Here is a 15,476-nt window from a genome sequence, read left to right as displayed (position 1 = left end):
GGCACCCATTCCCTGTAATCTGACCGCAAATCGCGAGCGAAAGAAGAGGTCGATGGGGGGAGTTCTGGAAGGCGTGCGCGTCCTCGATTTCGGGCGCTATATCGCGGGACCGTATTGCGCGACATTGCTGGCCGAGTTCGGCGCCGAGGTCATTCGCGTCGAAAAGCGCGACGGCAGCGAGGATCGCTTCGTGGCGCCGGTCGGCGAAGGCGGCGAGGGCGCGCTGTTCCTCCAGGTCAACCGCAACAAGAAGTGCATCACGCTCGATCCGATGACGCCGGAGGGGCAGGAGGTGATGCGCCGGCTGGTGGCGACGGCAGACGTGGTCGTCGCCAATCTGCCGCCGCAGACGCTCCGCGCCATGAAGCTCGATTACGACTCGTTGAAGGCGATCAAGCCGGACATCATCCTGACGACCGCCACCGCGTTCGGCGGGCCGGGGCCGTGGTCCGACCGCGTCGGCTTCGATGGCGTCGGACAGGTCATGTCGGGCTCGGTCTACATGACCGGCGCCGGCAATCCGCCTTACCGCGCGGCGGTGAACTGGGTCGATTTCGGCACCGCGCTGCATTGCGCGTTCGGCACGCTCGCAGCCCTGATCGAGCGCGGCAAGTCCGGGCGCGGGCAGATCGTCGAGGGCGCGCTGCTGGCGACCGCATTGTCCTTCACCAATGCGACGCTGATCGAGCAGGCCGTCATCAACGTCAACCGCGTTCCGACGGGCAATCTCGGCCAGACCGCGGCGCCAGCGGATATCTACCGCACCAAGGACGGCTGGGTGCTGTGCCAGGTCACGGGGCATCCGCTGTTCAAGCGCTGGGCGAGACTGATGGGCGAGGAGGAGCTTTGGCTGAACGATCCGCGCTTTGCCGACGACATCAGCCGCGGCAATAACGGACCCGTCATCAGCGAGCGGATGGCGCGCTGGTGCGCCGAGCGCACCACGCAGGAAGCGGTCGATACGCTCGGCAAGGCGATGATTCCAACCGGGCCTGTGCTGAGCCCGCAGCAGGCGCTGGATCATCCGCACATTCGCGCCGCCGGCTTCTTGCAGGACGTCGACTATCCCGGCTTGCCGAAGCAGGCGCCGGTTGCCCGCGCCGCCATCCGGTTGTCGGAAACACCCGGCGAAATCGCGGCGCGTCCGCCGACGCTCGGCGAGCATACTGATTCTGTGCTGGCGGAACTCGGCTACGACAAGGCCGCTATTGCAGCGCTGCGGCAGAGCGGCATCATTTAGCCGCGGCAATCGAGACAGGAGTGGAAATGAGCCGGCGCGTCTGCTAGACGACTGGCGGCTCATCCTCGCGCTTTTTGCGTTGGCCGGCGACCTCTGCGTCGCACGAGGTTGTTTTGGGGAGGCGTGCCTTCGCACGCCTCGTCCCATTTGCATGACCAACCGCGACCGAATCGAGACGAACTCGGCTGCGCGTGCCATTAGCGACTGCCTACGACGAGAAACGGATTCACGTGCGTCATTCCAAGAAATTGCGGCCAGCCAAGATCTCTCCGAAGAAGGGCTCGCTCAAAAAGCGCTCACTCGCCAAGAGCCCACTCGTCAAGAGCTCGACAAGCAGGCGCTCACTGAGCAAGAGTACTCCCAAGACGAGCAAGGGCGTGCAGCGCGCCACGATCGCGTCGTCGTCGCCGCTGGGCATGATGGCGCTGCACCTGCTGGCGCAGTGGAAGGACTCCGGGCGCAGCGGTCTCGTCTTCCTCGCCGAGAGCGAGAACAGGGCCGAGCGGCTCGGCAGCGTGATTCACGCGCTCGACCCGTCCTGCGAGGTCCTGGTCTTCCCGCGGCTGAACACGCTGCCGTTCGATCAGTTGGAACCATCGCGCGAGATCGCCGGCCGCCGCGCCTCGGTGCTGCGTCGCCTTGCGAAATCCAGGCAGCCGATCTTTCTGGTCTCGACGGCGGAAGCGGTGATGGAACGCCTGCCGCCGCCGGCGAGCCTGCTGCGCCTGAACACGGGTTTGAAGGTCGGCGGCAGTTTCTCCGAGAGCGAGCTTCGCGTCCGTCTCGAAGAGCTGGGCTATGATCTCGACGACGAGCCGGATTATCCAGGCGGCGCGCTGTTTCACGGCCAGACCTTTGAGATATTTCCCGCAGGCGCGCTGGGGCCGTTCCGGGTGGAGCATTCCGGGCGCATCATCAAACGGATCGTGGCGTTCGATCCGCAAGAGCACGACATCATCTTCGAGACCAAGGAGCTTCTCGTCGATCCCATGTCGGAGCGGCTAGCCATCACTGGCGCGCGGCCTAAGCGCGCGACGCTGTTCGACTATTGCGGCAAGGCCAAATGGATCGCGGATGCCGGCGTTGCCGTGCATGCCGATGCCTGGCTGAGCACGATCGAGGAGGCCGCGGGCCGCGCCGACCGGGAGCGCGAATATCTGGCGCGGGGCGACTGGAAGCAAGCGACCCGTGGCATGAAGGTGCTGCCGCGGTCCGCTCCATTCCAGCCGACGCCGGAATTTTCCAAGCTCTCATCCGCCAGGAAAGCGCTTCGCGCCTTCGTCGATGAAGCCAGGCGCGCCGGTTCGCGTCTGATCCTCGCTGCCGCGATCGAGGAGGATCTGCGCACGATGGAGCGGATGAGCGGCGTCAAGGCGGAACGCGTCGCGGATTGGGCCGAGGCCGAGGACGCGCGCCCTCGCGACGTGGCGTTGCTCGCCGATCTCGACGGCGGCTTCGTCATTCCCGGCAAGAAGCCTGCTGTCGTCCTGACCGCGACCGACGTGCTCGGCAGCCGCGCGCATCATCCGCAGCCGATGGCGCGCAGCTGGAGCGCGGCGTTCGATCATGCCGACGTGCCGGAGCAGGGCACAGTGGTGGTGCATCTCCAGCGCGGCATCGGCGTGCTCGATGGCTTGCAGACCGTGAACACGGGCGGCGGCGCCATGCGTGAGATGGTCCGGCTGTCCTTCGCCGGCGACAACGCAGTGCTGGTGCCGCCGCCCGATCTGGCGCAGATGTGGCCCTACTCGACGGAGCGTGGCAAGCTCGCACTCGACAAGGCGGATGGCAGCACCTGGTGGGCCCGCCGCAGCGAGGCAGAGCAGGAGATCCAGGCCGCCGGCAAGGTGCTTGCCAAGCACATCAGCCAGCGCAAGCGGCGCAAGGCGGAAAAGCTGGTCCCGCCGGGATCGGCCTACGAAAAATTCGTCGCGCGCTTTCCCTATTTCACGACGATCGATCAGGCCAAGGCGATCCACGACGTGCTGGACGATCTCGCGTCCGGCCATCCCATGGACCGCGTGATCTGCGGCGATGTCGGGTTCGGCAAGACCGAGGTGGCGCTGCGGGCGGCGGCAGCCGTCGTGCTGTCCGGCAAGCAGGTGGCGATCGCGGTGCCGACGACCGTATTGGCGCGGCAGCATGTCGCGACCTTCCGCAAGCGGTTTGCGCCGCTCGATATCGAGGTCGGCAGCCTGTCGCGCGCCACCTCCGGTGCCGAGACGCGGGAGACCAGGGAAGGCTTGCGCAGCGGGCGGATCAAAGTCGTGGTCGGAACGCAGGCGCTCACCTCGAAGGACGTGAAGTTCGACGATCTCGGGCTCGTCATCATCGACGAGGAGCAGCATTTTGGCGCCGCCGAGAAGGCAAAGCTGTCCGGGCTCGCCAAGAATGCGCATACGCTCTGGATGAGCGCCACGCCGATCCCGCGCACGCTCGCCGCGGGTCTTGCCGGCTTCAGGGATCTGAGCGTCATCGCATCGCCGCCTGTGCACCGGCTTCCGGTCGCGACCAAGATCGCGCCGCTGTCGGATGCCGCCATCGCCTCGGCCCTGCTGCGCGAGCAGCGGCGGCACGGGCAGAGTTTTCTGATCTGCCCGCGCATCCAGGATCTGGAGCCGATGCTGGCGCGCGTGCAGGCGGTGGCGCCCGATCTCAAGATCGTCTGCCTGCACGGCAAACTGCCGGCCGACGAGATCGACGAGCGGATGATGACGTTCGTCGAGGGCAAGGCCGATGTGCTGCTTGCCACCAACATCGTCGAGAGCGGCCTCGACATCCCGCGCGCCAACACCATCGTGGTGTGCTGGCCGGAAAATTTCGGTCTCGCCCAGCTGCACCAGCTGCGCGGGCGCGTCGGCCGTGGCGGCATCCGCGCCTTCGCCTATCTCCTCACCGAGTCGGCCTCGGTGCAGTCCGAGAAGCGGCTCGCCGTGCTGGAGGAGTTCAGCCGGCCGGGCGCGGGTTTTGCGATCAGCGAGCGCGACCTCGATCTTCGCGGCGCCGGCGATCTGTTCTCGGAGCTGCAATCCGGCCACGTCCAGGTGTTCGGCCCCGTGCTCTACAGTCATCTTTTGAAGATGGCCTCGGAGAAGGTCGACGACGGCATGTCCGTGGTGTGGGTGCCCGACCTCAATCTGCCGGTCGCGGACATGCTGCCCGCAAGCTACGTGCAATCGGCGCCCGTGCGGCTGGAGCTCTATGCCCGCGCCGCGCGCTGCGCCAACGAGGACGAGCTGGACGATCTCGAGGAGGAAACCTCGCGCCGCTTCGGACCGTTGCCGCCGGCTGCCCGCGATTTCTTTTCGGCGGCGCGGTTGAGGCTGGACTGCAAGCGCAGAGGCATCATCCGCCTCGACGTCGGGCATGCCGCTGTCGCCGCGACGTTCCTGCCGGGACGGTTGCGGAAGTCGAAGGGGAAGACCCTGCAGCGCGACGGCGATCGCGTCGTCTATCACAGCCCGATGCGCGATGCCCCGTTCGAGCGGGTCGAGGAACTGCTGGAGCTGCTCGACGAGTCCTGACCTCGATTGCAACCCCACGAAGTGGGAACTGTCTTACCTCTGCGAATTGGTACATCTCGCCCAATCCTGGAGTGCTCAACCATGCTCACCGTCTATGGCGAAGGCCGGGGCTTCCGTGTTGTCTGGCTGCTCGAGGAATTGGGATTGGCTTACCGGCTGCATCCGGTCGATCTGCTCGCAGCCGAGATTGATCGCGATTTCCTAGCGATCAACCCCGCCGGCTTCATTCCCGCGCTGCAGGACGGCGAGACGATCATGGTCGAATCGATCGCGATTCTCGAGTATCTGCTCGCCCGCCACGGTTCAGGTTCACTCGCCGTCGCCCCGGACGATCCCGCCTTCGCGTCCTATCTGCAATTTCTCCACTTGGGCGAGGCCGGGCTCGCCGGGCCTATGAACGCCGTCATCGTCGGCCGCCAACTGGCGCCCGAAGCCGAGCGAGAGGTACGGGTGACCCGTTGGGCGCACGAGACCTTCGAGAGCCGGCTGGGGTTGGTGATCCGCCGCCTCGCGGATTGCCCCTATCTCGCCGGCGACCGATTCACGGCTGCCGATATCTCGGTGAGCTACGCCCTCCTGCTCGGCCTGCGAACCGGCAATTACGTCCCGGGTTTGACCGAGCGGGATTATCTCGCCCGCACGACGGCACGCCCTGCCTACATGCGAGCGATGGAAAGCTGTCAGGCCACCAAGGCCTGGGCGGCGAGATCGCCGGGATTGTAGCTCAAAGCGAGCTGCCGCCGCAGATCACGAGCTGCCGGCCGGTGATCGCACCGGCATCGGCCGAGAGCAGGAACGCAACGGTTGCTGCAATCGCGGCTGGTCGCGCCCGATGCCGTGCGGCTACCGATGAAGACGATGCCCGCCCAGCGTCAGGCGCGGTGCCAGCGCGTCGGCGATCGCGTCGTCTATCACAGCCCGATGCGCGATGCCCCGTTCGAGCGGGTCGAGGAGCTGCTGGAGCTTGAGCTTTACCGGATTTGCCCCAAAGCCGACTACGAATTGAGCGTCGCATGCTTCCGGATGGACAGTTGGCTCAAGGTTGTGTCATATTTTCTGCGCAACCGCCAAAATGGGGCCGCTCTATGAAGCGTTTGCCGTGTATCCTGTACTTTATTCTTGTGACTGAGTTTGGCTTCGTTACGGTATCGCTTTTGCAAGGGAAATCTGCGAACGACACTTTCCTTTGGGGACTGTTCGCATCCGTTGTCTCGATACTAATCTCGGTCGGACTGTTGCGGTGGACAGGGTTGCCACTCAATGCAACCATTGGCGAATACAATGAACGAAGAAGATTTTTGCGCAACAAGGTGACACGAATATCGACCAATGATGATGTCGCTTCTGGTTGAAGCTCACCAACTGCTTGCCGCATCACTTGATGTACCAACGGCATCAGCGATGTCTGGCAAGTGGAGTGGAAGGACGGAAGTGGTCGGAAAGCATCCAATCGATCGGGCCGGCCGCTCGCCGCTTCACTATGCGGCTGCCAACAGAGCAGTCGCGGAAGTGACCCGATTGGTCGAGACCGGTGCCGATCCCAGTGCGCAGGACAACAATGGGTGGTCACCACTGCACTTTGCGGCGCAGGCGAATTCTGCGGAGGTTACGCGCGTCCTTATCGCCGCCGGAGCGATCATTGATCCGCGGGACACCAACGGGAATACTCCGCTCGGAAAGGCGATCTTCTCGTCACGCGGCGATGGCGCGGTCATCAAGCTTTTGCGAGATGCTGGTGCCGATCCTTACGCAGAGAACAGCAGCGGCGTGACGCCGCTGATGCTTGCCCGTACGATCGCCAACTACGATGTTGCCCAGTTCTTCGGCGACTTGCCCGGCGCACAGGATTGAGTGAGTCTCCAGCCGTCATGAGGCGACGACGCAACGGAGCTGGATGACTTCCGCTTCTGGCCTAACTGCGACCTCTGGGAATGCCTCGCCCTTGTCCGGTGTCGGAAGTTGACCGGATATCAGTCGGCCCGTCGCGTTATGAGTGAAGGCCCTCGCTCAGAGCGAACTGCCGCCGCAGATCACGAGCTGCTGGCCGGTGATGGCGCCGGCATCGGCCGAGAGCAGGAACGCGACGGCTGCTGCAACTTCGTCCGGTTGAATGAAGCGGCCGATCGGCGGGAGTTTTGGCGTGACGTTAGCCCGTGTCGGGTCCTTTAGCATCGGCGTTTCGGTCGCGGCGGGTGCGACGACATTCACCGTGATGCCGCGCGGAGCGAGCTCGCTCGCCCAGGACCGCGCCATTGCGACCAGCGCCGCTTTCGTCGCCGCATATTGACCGCGGCCGGCCGCTCCCGCTGCGGTGCGGCTGCCGATGAAGACGATGCGCCCGCCCTGCGGCAGGCGTGGCGCCAGCGCGTCGGCGAGACGCTCGGCGACATCGACATGCAGCCGCCACATCGCAGCACCGTCGTCATGGTCGAGCGATCCGAGCGGGCCGACCTTGAGCAGGCCGGCGGCATGAACGAGCGCGGTCGGCGCGAGATCGGCGACGGAGCTCGCGATGGTCTCGACCTTGCCGAGATCGAGCGCCAAATGACCGAACGCCGGATGGTCGAATGAGGCAGGCCGGCGGCTGATGCCCGTAACGCGCCAGCCGTCGCGCAACAGGCGCTCGACGATCGCAGCGCCAATCCCGGAACTGGCACCCGTGACGAGCGCGTGCGGCCTCTTGTCCATCAGTTCAGCCCTGCTTCACCCGGTTCTTTTCACCCAAGCCTCGGTCACGCGGACATATTTAATGGCGCGGCGATGGAAGGTGAAGGCCGTGTGGATCGCGTCGTCGGCGGTCTGCTTGACGCTGGGATAGGACAGCTCGCGATTGGTCTGGTCGCGCGAATTGTTGGTCATGCAATAGCCGTCGCCAATTTCCACGTTGCGCTTGGTCCAGCTCTTTCCGCCGTCGGTCGAGATCGCCAGCGTCATCGGCGCCCGCGGTGCGCCCCAGAACGCGGTGCGCCCGTCCGACTTGCTGCCGTCGCCGGCGAGCACGGGCGGGAGATCGTCCTCGATCTCGTCATAGAGCGAGAGGCGGCGCCCGGTCGCATCCTTGGAGCTGGAATCGTTGAAGACCAGCGCGAGATGACCGTTGCCGAGCCGAGTGAGCTGGATCGAGGAGTTGTTGTTGGGCAGCGCGGTCGCAACCGGCGCCGACCAGGTGCGGCCATGGTCGGTCGAGCGGCTCTGATAGATATTGTCGGCCCAGCGGCTGCGATACACCGCGATCAGCGAGCCGTCGTCGAGGCGTTCGATGCACATATGCACGCAGCCACGGCTGCCGGGAACATCCACATCGCGCCAGGTCGCGCCGGCGTCGGACGAGATCTTGACGGCGCTGGTATCCTCGTCGCCGTTCCATTTCTTGCCCGGCGTGCTGTGGCAATAGAACACCGGCAACAGCCAGTCGCCATTGTCGAGCACGACGATCGGCTGCCGAATGAAGGTGCCGCGGCCGCGGTGCTCGGGAAACAGCGTCTCGATCGGACCCCAGCTCTTGCCGTGGTCGCGCGAGAGGCGACGGCGGATGATGGCGGTGTCCTGGTTTCCGGCGAGTTGCGCCGTCCACATCAGCCACAGCGTGCCGTCAGGGGCCGGGAATAGCACCGGGTTCTGTTCCGAGCGGCCGGAATCGTCCGACAGCTTCTCCGCGCGTGACCATTGCGTCGTGCCGCGGGGAAGCCGCGAGAAATACACCGAGATATCCGACATGCCCTCCTGCGTGCCCCCGAACCAGACGCAAGCCAGATCGCCATTGGCGAGCGGCATCAGATTGGCGGCGTGGTTCTGCACACAAGGCGAAGGAATGAAGGCGTCGAACCTATCAGGGTCGCCGGCCGCCTGGCGCACGGCGCCGTCGGCCGTGATCTCGAGTTCGGCCATCGCGACCTCGGTACCGATGGTCATGTCGAAGTCCTTTCAACGAAAGCGGTGGGTTGCGCGGTCTGCGGCGCCGCGGGTGTGCGGCCCATCACCAGCCGCTCGATCGCCATCACCAGAAGCGGCGTCACGGCGGCGATGTACATGTTGTCGATTCCGAAGGGATTGCCGAGCAGGTACCAGACCGTGGTCGAGACCGCTGCGCCGATCAGGCCGGCGGTGGCGCCACGGTTGCTGGCGAACAGCGGCAGATAGAAGCCCATCATCGCCACCATCGTCACCGACAGCCGCAGGGCACGCGTGAAGAACGACAGCTTCAGGATCTCCGGAATGAAGAACACGAAGATCAGCGGCACGATCGCGATCACGATCGAGAACACGCGCGTCATCTTCAGCTCGCGCTCCGGCGTCGGCTTCCAATAGGGCACGTAGAAGTCGCGCACCACCAGCGAGGCGATCGCGAGCGCGACCGTGCAGACGCTGACGAAGATCGAGGCCACCAGCGAGGTCGTCACGAAGGCCGAGGCCAGCGGCGGCATCTTCTCCAAAAACACCGGCAGCGCGTAGAGGCTGTTCATGTCCGGGTAGAGATATTTTGCGGCAACCCCGATCAGCGCGAGCAGGAAGCCGAGCGGGAGGCAGAACGCGGCCGCATAATACGTCGCCTTGCGGGCGTCATCGGCGCTCGGCGTCGACGAGATCGCCTGCACGATGAATTGCGTCGAGAAGATCGCGCCGACCGTGCCGAAGGTCCAGGCGAAGATGGTCGTGAAGCCGATCTTGCCGTCCCAGGAGAAATAATAAGCCGGCAGCTTGGCCTGGATCGGCGCAATGCCGCCGGTCAGCGACATCGCGACCGTAAAGATGATGATGATGCCGACGACCTTGAAGGCGCTGTGCAGGATAGTCACCCAGGCGACGCCCTTCAATCCGCCGAACACGTAGTAGAAGGTCGAGACCACAGCGATGATGCACATCGCAACGGGCAGGCTGACATGCAGCGCGGTGGCGATCGCAGCGGCGCCGCTGACATAGTTGCCGACATTCACCAGCAGCAGCGCATAGATCATGATCACGGAGACCGTCAGCATGGTCGACTTGCCGTATTTCTGCGCGATCGCGGCCGAGATGGTGTATTCGCCGGAACTGTAGAGCTTCTTCACCATCAGCATGCCGAACAGCAGGAAGCCGATCGAGGCGCCGAGCACGGCCCATCCGGCCGCCATGCCGGACTGGAACGCTTCCTGCGCGGTGCCGACGGTCGACTTGGCGCCGACGAATTCGGACATCATCAGCACGCCGACGACGACGGCCGGCATCGCGCGGGACGCGGTCATGAACTGATCGCTGGTCCGGCTGCGCAGCTTCAGCGTGAGCCAGGAGGTGAAGGCGATGTAGGCGACGATCATCGTGACGACGAGCGTGCTTTCGCCGGAAAGGATGGCTTGCATCGGTGACGTTTCCTCTGATGGCCCGGGACGCGGTGTTGTGGCCCCGCTTCTGCCCGACGGCTGAATGTTCGGAATGCGAACAAATGTTGTTGAAATCCATTAAACCTGTCCGGGCGCCGTGCGTCAAGCACGCGCCTCGAGGCATCGTGGAAATCCGGGTTCCAGGGAGCGGGCGAGCGATCGCATTTGGGAGGGTTTCACCTGTGGCCATCCTTCGAGACGCCCGCCGTTGATGGGCCCTCAGGATGAGGATGGAGTGTGCGGCCGCAGTTTTGACGAGCGCCGACGCCGCTTAGCCTCATTCTGAGGAGACCGCGAAGCGGTCGTCTCGAAGGACGAGGCGCGTGCTCTGGTCGCGCAAAATGCCATTTGCGATCGCTCTGCAGCGAGCATGATGGGGCGCTATGACGCGGCCCTTCAGCGAGAGGGCTTCAACGCGCGTGCGCCATCTATTCGGCGCTGCGCTTCCAGGCGCCGGTGCCGAGCTTGCCGGTGATCACAGCCAGCGCATCGTGGATTTCGTAGGCGCCGCCGTCGCTGTAGCCTGACAGGCCCCTGGTTGCATGCAGGGACCAGCGGCCGTTCGTCGCCGTCATCGTGCCTTCGTGCGGACGTGCCGAGCGCTGTGGCTCGGCGTGGAACCTGTAGGTGCCGTCGCCCATGATCTGCCAGATCCAGCGCGACTGGCCACGGCCGCTCGGCACCATGATCTCCCAGGTGCCGACCAGCGCGGGATCAATCGTCAGCGTCTGCGGCGGAGCAGGGGAGACGACGGCCGGAAGCGGGCTGGGCGGTGCTGCTGGCTCGCTGCCTGCCGCTGGCCGACCGGCGAGATAGATCGCCTTGCGCGACAGCGAACCGTAGACGAACGGCTGCTGTTCGTTGCGGGTTGCCTCCATCACGTCGTCGCGGACATTGCGGAACATGAACGTCACCTCGACGCCTGATACTTCGATGTTGCGCAGCAGCGCCGCTGCAAACGGGCTGTTGCGCGCATCGCCGTCGAGCGCCGTGGTGCCGTCGCGTGCGGCATAGGCGACGAGAACGTTACCGACGGGTTCGATGCGGCCGAGCCCGCTGGTGGGGGCCGCCCGCGTGGCGATCGATCGGTTCATCCGGGCCGCAAACGGATTGTTGCGGCAGGCATCGAGGATGACGAGGCCAAGGCTCGTGGTGTTCGACACCTGCAGCATCACGCTTTGCAGGTTGATGGCTTCATTCGCGGCGTCCGTATCCCGCTTCAGGTCTGCGTCGACAGGGATCAGCCAGTTCTCGCCATTGATCTCCATGCCATGGCCGGCGAAATACACAGCCGCCATGTCGGCACCGGCGGCGTCGCGCCCCAATGCGATCAGGCCGCGGCGCATGTCGTCGAAGCCAGCGTTCGTCGCCAGGAAGACGGTGAAGCCAAGTCGCTTCAGCGCTGCGGCGATGTCGCTGGCGTCGTTCGGCGGATTCGTCAGCGCGGGCACGTTCCGGTAGGCGCCGTTGCCGATCACGAGCGCGACCCGCCTGCCTTCCGCGGCTGCGGCCGTCGACGCCACGCCTGCCAACGCGGTTGCCGCCGTCAGTCCCGAAACGAATTCGCGCCGGTTCATCCGGATCTCGCTGGCTCGAACGCGTTCCTATCCTAGCGCAACCGATCCGGGGGAGCCACGGGCCTGTCTCAGTTCGCCGACAGCGCCGTTTTGGCGACTTCGGCCATCCAGCTCGATGCCACGGGGAGGATCGCGTCGTTGAAATCGTAACGCGGGCCGTGCAGCTCGGCGCCGTCGCGCAAGGGCCCGTTGCCGATCCACACGAACGCGCCGGGACGCCTCTGGAGGTAGAAGGCGAAGTCTTCGCCGGCCATGCTGGGTGCGAGGTCGCGCCGCACCGGCGCACGGACCTTGTCTGCGGCCATGCGCGCGAGGCCGGCTTCCTCCGGCGAGTTGATGGTCACGCCGACGCCCATGACGATGTCGGGCGTGACCTTGACGTCAAAGCTCGTGGCGATGCCCGCGCAGATCTCGCCGATCCGCGCGAGGATGATGTCCTTTACCTCGTTGCGGTGATGCCGCAGCGTGCCGCGGATCACGACCTTGCCCGCGATTTGATTGGGCGCAGTGCCGCCCTCGATCGTGCACAGCGACAGCACGGCGGTGTCGAGCGGATCGACGCCGCGCGACACGATCGATTGCATCGCCACGATCAGGTGGCCGGCCGCCATCAGGGGATCGCGGGTCAGATGCGGCATGCCGGCGTGCCCCGCATGGCCCTCGATGGTGATGGTGACGCGCCCGCCGGAGGCCATCACCACGCCGTCGTGCACCGCGATGGTGCCGGCTTCCAGGCCCGGCCAGTTGTGGAAGCCGAACACGCGATCCATCGGGAACCGCTCGAACAGCCCGGCCGCGACCATCGCGCGCGAGCCGCCAAAACCCTCCTCGGCCGGCTGGAAGATGAAATCGACGGTACCGCTCCAGCTCGTATCCGCCACGAGCAGCGCCGCTGCGCCAAGCAGCGAGGCGGTGTGACCGTCATGCCCGCAGGCATGCATCACGCCTGAAGTCTTCGAGGCATAGGCAAGCCCGGTGTCTTCGGTGATGGGCAGCGCGTCCATGTCGGCGCGCAGGCCGACGCGCCCCTGCGCCGATCCGCGCGTCAGCGTTGCGACCACGCCGTGGCCGCCGATGCCTGACACGAAGGGAATGCCGAGCTCGGTGAGCTTTTCCTGCACGAAGGCGGCGGTCGCCTTTTCCTGCAGGGAGAGCTCGGGGTGGGCATGCAGATGCTGGCGCCAGGCGGTCAGTTTCTTGTGCAGTTCAGGGGGCAAGGCGCGGCTCTCTCGCATGATGATGGCTAGCCGCCACTCTAGCCGATTATCCGTGCCCCGCATCAAGCCCCTTGGAATGCCTCGCGTGCAGCAATGCGTCCCTACGGCGCCAGCTTCGCCAGCCCCTTCCAGTCAAAATTGATGCCTTGGCCCGGCCGGTCCGGCGCCAGCGCCTTGCCGTCCTCGAGCACCAGCGGATGCTCGATGTACTTGTCGAGGCCGAAGCCGTGGGCCTCCAGATAGGAGCGGTTCGGGCAGGCCGCGAGCAGATGCACGGTGATGTCGTGCGCGCCGTGGCTGGTGACGGGCAGGTTGAAGGCCTCCGCCAGCCGCGCGATCTTCATGAAGGCGCTGACGCCGCCGCAATTGGTGACGTCGGGCTCGGGATAGGACACCGCGCCCGATGCGATGTAGTTCTTGAACTCCCACAGCGAACGCAGATTCTCGCCCGCGGCGATCGGCACACAGCCCTCCTGCATGATGCGGGCGTGTCCCGCGACATCGTCGGGGATGATCGGCTCTTCCAGCCAGGTCAAATCGTACGGCACGAAGGCGCGGGCGGCGCGGATTGCTTCCTCCACCGTCCATTTCATGTTGGCATCCGCCATCAGCGGAAAGCCGTCGCCGAGATGGTCTCGCATCGCCGCGACGCGTGCGACGTCGGATTTGAGATCGGGCCGGCCGACCTTCATCTTGATGGCGCGAAAACCCTTGGCGAGATTGCCGTCGGTCTGCCTGAGCAGCGCCTCGACCGAGAGATCGAGATCAATGCCGCCGGCGTAGCACGGCACGCGCGCGTCGAACCCGCCGAGCAGCTGGTACAGCGGCAATTTCGCTCGCCGCGCCTTCAGATCCCACAGCGCGATGTCGAGCGCGGACAGCGCCAGCATCGCCGGCCCGCCGCGTCCGCCATAATGCAGGCCCCACCAGACGTGATGCCAGATGCTTTCCGTGTCGTCCGCCTCGCGTCCCTCGACCAGCGGCGGGATCTCGCGCTTGAGGATATCGGCGGTCGCGCCGCCATTGCGCCCGACGGTGTAAGTATAGCCTGTGCCTTCGGCACCATCGGCATCGCGGATGCGACAGGTGATCAGCTCGAACGCGGCGATCTCGCCATGGGTGGAATCGGACAGCGTGACGGGCAGGGGAATCCAGTAGAGCGCGGATTCGATTTTCGCGATGCGTGGCATGTGGCCTCCCTGCGTTTTCTTCTTGGTTCGTAGGATGGGTAGAGCGCAGCGAAACCCATCATTGTCATCGCAAGCGTAGCGATGGGTTTCGCTGCGCTCTACCCATCCTACAAATCGTGCCTCACCGCATCGTCGCGAGCTGCACGGCCAGCGCGCAGGCGCGGTCGTATTCGTCGAGATTGATCCACTCGTCGATGGTGTGCGCCTCGTTCTGGCCGGCGCCGAAGGTCACGGTCGGAACGCCGTGGCGGACCATCCAGTTGGCATCGAGGCCGCCATTGGCGGTGCGGACGTTCGGGGTGCCGCCGACCGCGGACACCGCTTCGACCGCGCGCTTGATGACGGGCTGGCTGTCCTTCATGCGGAACGGATAATAGTCGGTCTCGGCCTTGAACTTGACCTTGCCGGACTTGCCTTGCGCATTCGTGACCTTCTTCGCCGCCTTCTCGAATGCGGTCTTGTAGGCCTTGGTGATCTCCTTGAAGAACTTTCCGTCATGGCTGCGGCTTTCGCCGCGCACATGCACGTAGTCGGTGACGACATTGGTGGCATCGCCCGCGGGCCGGCCTTCGCCGCCGGTGACGGGGCCGACATTGCTGGTGCCCATCCGCGCGCTCGCGCCCTTGCCCTTCACCACCTTGCCGAACCAGCCGCCGGCCTTCACGTCGGCAAGCGCGAGCGCCATGATCATGGTCGAGGAGATGCCGCGCTCCGGTGCGACGCCGGCATGCGAGGCGCGGCCCATGATCTCGACGGTCCAGCGGTCGGCGCCGACCGCGCCGATCACGACGTTTGAGGCCGAGCCGCCGTCATAGTTGAACGCCATCAACGGCGAGCCGAGCTCGTCGAGCTTGACGTGGCGCGCGCCGTAGAGCCCGCTCTCCTCGCGCACGCAGAACAGCAGCGTGATCGGCGGATGGTCGAGCTTCTGCTTTTCGAGCTCGGCCGCGAGCGTCACCAGCACACCGCAGCCGCAGCGATTGTCGCCGCCGAGCGCGGTCTTGGCCTCGTTGACGATCTTGCGGCCGGATTTCTTCGGCTTGGCGCCGGCGCACAACGGCACGGTGTCCATGTGGGTCATGAACATGATGCGCGGCTGGTTGTGCAGCGCGCCGCGGCCGGGCAGGTCGACGATGAGATTGCCGGTCTCGGTCGGCACGGGAATGCGGGTGTTGGCGTCGTCGAGCCGGATCGCTTTGGCCGGCACGCCGCTCTCCTTCAGCGCGGCGGTGAGCTCACGCCCGATCGCCGCCTCCTGTCCGGTGACGCCTTCCACGGCGAGGAAGCGCATGAGGCGGTCGGTGGCGGCTTTGGTGTCGACAGGCATGATTGTTCCTCAGGTGCACGATCTTGTAGGATGGGTAGAGCGCA

12 protein-coding genes are annotated in these 15,476 nt (G+C 65.3%); 5 read left to right on the top strand and 7 right to left on the bottom strand.

The features are described from left to right. Positions 1 to 52: 52 nt before the first annotated feature. The 5 genes from QA645_RS31735 to QA645_RS31715 all read left to right on the top strand — a co-directional run bounded on the left by QA645_RS31735 (position 53) and on the right by QA645_RS31715 (position 6,615). Positions 53 to 1,240, top strand: coding sequence for a CoA transferase (locus QA645_RS31735; protein ID WP_254129788.1), 1,188 nt, complete (start codon positions 53 to 55; stop codon positions 1,238 to 1,240). Positions 1,241 to 1,656: 416 nt separating this feature from the next. Beyond that, a complete protein-coding gene (locus tag QA645_RS31730; protein ID WP_283053439.1) occupies positions 1,657 to 4,764 on the top strand; it encodes a DEAD/DEAH box helicase in 3,108 nt (1,035 codons plus the stop codon). Positions 4,765 to 4,845: 81 nt separating this feature from the next. After that, on the top strand, positions 4,846 to 5,487 hold the full coding sequence (locus QA645_RS31725; RefSeq protein WP_283045216.1) for a glutathione S-transferase family protein: 642 nt from the start codon (positions 4,846 to 4,848) through the stop codon (positions 5,485 to 5,487). An 81-nt stretch (positions 5,488 to 5,568) separates the two neighbouring features. Further along, positions 5,569 to 5,853, top strand: coding sequence for a hypothetical protein (locus tag QA645_RS31720; protein ID WP_283045215.1), 285 nt, complete (start codon positions 5,569 to 5,571; stop codon positions 5,851 to 5,853). A gap of 240 nt (positions 5,854 to 6,093) precedes the next feature. Beyond that, positions 6,094 to 6,615, top strand: a complete 522-nt coding sequence (locus tag QA645_RS31715; protein ID WP_283045214.1) for an ankyrin repeat domain-containing protein — start codon at positions 6,094 to 6,096, stop codon at positions 6,613 to 6,615. Positions 6,616 to 6,771: 156 nt separating this feature from the next. Here QA645_RS31715 and QA645_RS31710 read toward each other — a convergent pair whose 3' ends face one another. The 7 genes from QA645_RS31710 to QA645_RS31680 form a co-directional block, all read right to left on the bottom strand. Further along, positions 6,772 to 7,452, bottom strand: a complete 681-nt coding sequence (locus QA645_RS31710; RefSeq protein ID WP_283045213.1) for an SDR family oxidoreductase — start codon at positions 7,450 to 7,452, stop codon at positions 6,772 to 6,774. A 15-nt stretch (positions 7,453 to 7,467) separates the two neighbouring features. Then, entirely contained in the window at positions 7,468 to 8,676 is a 1,209-nt protein-coding gene (locus tag QA645_RS31705) for an exo-alpha-sialidase (protein WP_283045212.1), read from the bottom strand. Then, positions 8,673 to 10,100, bottom strand: coding sequence for a sodium:solute symporter family protein (locus QA645_RS31700; protein WP_254129792.1), 1,428 nt, complete (start codon positions 10,098 to 10,100; stop codon positions 8,673 to 8,675). Before QA645_RS31700 ends, QA645_RS31705 begins: the two co-directional genes overlap by 4 nt. A gap of 449 nt (positions 10,101 to 10,549) precedes the next feature. After that, positions 10,550 to 11,698 (bottom strand): caspase family protein, encoded by a 1,149-nt coding sequence (locus QA645_RS31695; protein ID WP_283045211.1) that lies wholly within the window; start codon positions 11,696 to 11,698, stop codon positions 10,550 to 10,552. A gap of 68 nt (positions 11,699 to 11,766) precedes the next feature. Further along, the gene (locus QA645_RS31690) at positions 11,767 to 12,915 is read right to left on the bottom strand and encodes an amidohydrolase (protein ID WP_283045210.1); all 1,149 of its coding nucleotides are present in this window, start codon (positions 12,913 to 12,915) and stop codon (positions 11,767 to 11,769) included. A 101-nt stretch (positions 12,916 to 13,016) separates the two neighbouring features. Next, positions 13,017 to 14,105, bottom strand: a complete 1,089-nt coding sequence (locus QA645_RS31685) for a mandelate racemase/muconate lactonizing enzyme family protein (protein WP_283045209.1) — start codon at positions 14,103 to 14,105, stop codon at positions 13,017 to 13,019. Positions 14,106 to 14,226: 121 nt separating this feature from the next. Further along, a complete protein-coding gene (locus QA645_RS31680; protein WP_283045208.1) occupies positions 14,227 to 15,432 on the bottom strand; it encodes a M20/M25/M40 family metallo-hydrolase in 1,206 nt (401 codons plus the stop codon). Between the last annotated feature and the right edge of the window lie 44 nt (positions 15,433 to 15,476).

Source organism: Bradyrhizobium sp. CIAT3101, assembly GCF_029714945.1.
Taxonomy (GTDB): Bacteria; Pseudomonadota; Alphaproteobacteria; order Rhizobiales; family Xanthobacteraceae; genus Bradyrhizobium.
The sequence above is the reverse complement of the archived record's forward strand: the minus strand, read 5'-3'. Positions and strand labels throughout refer to the sequence as shown.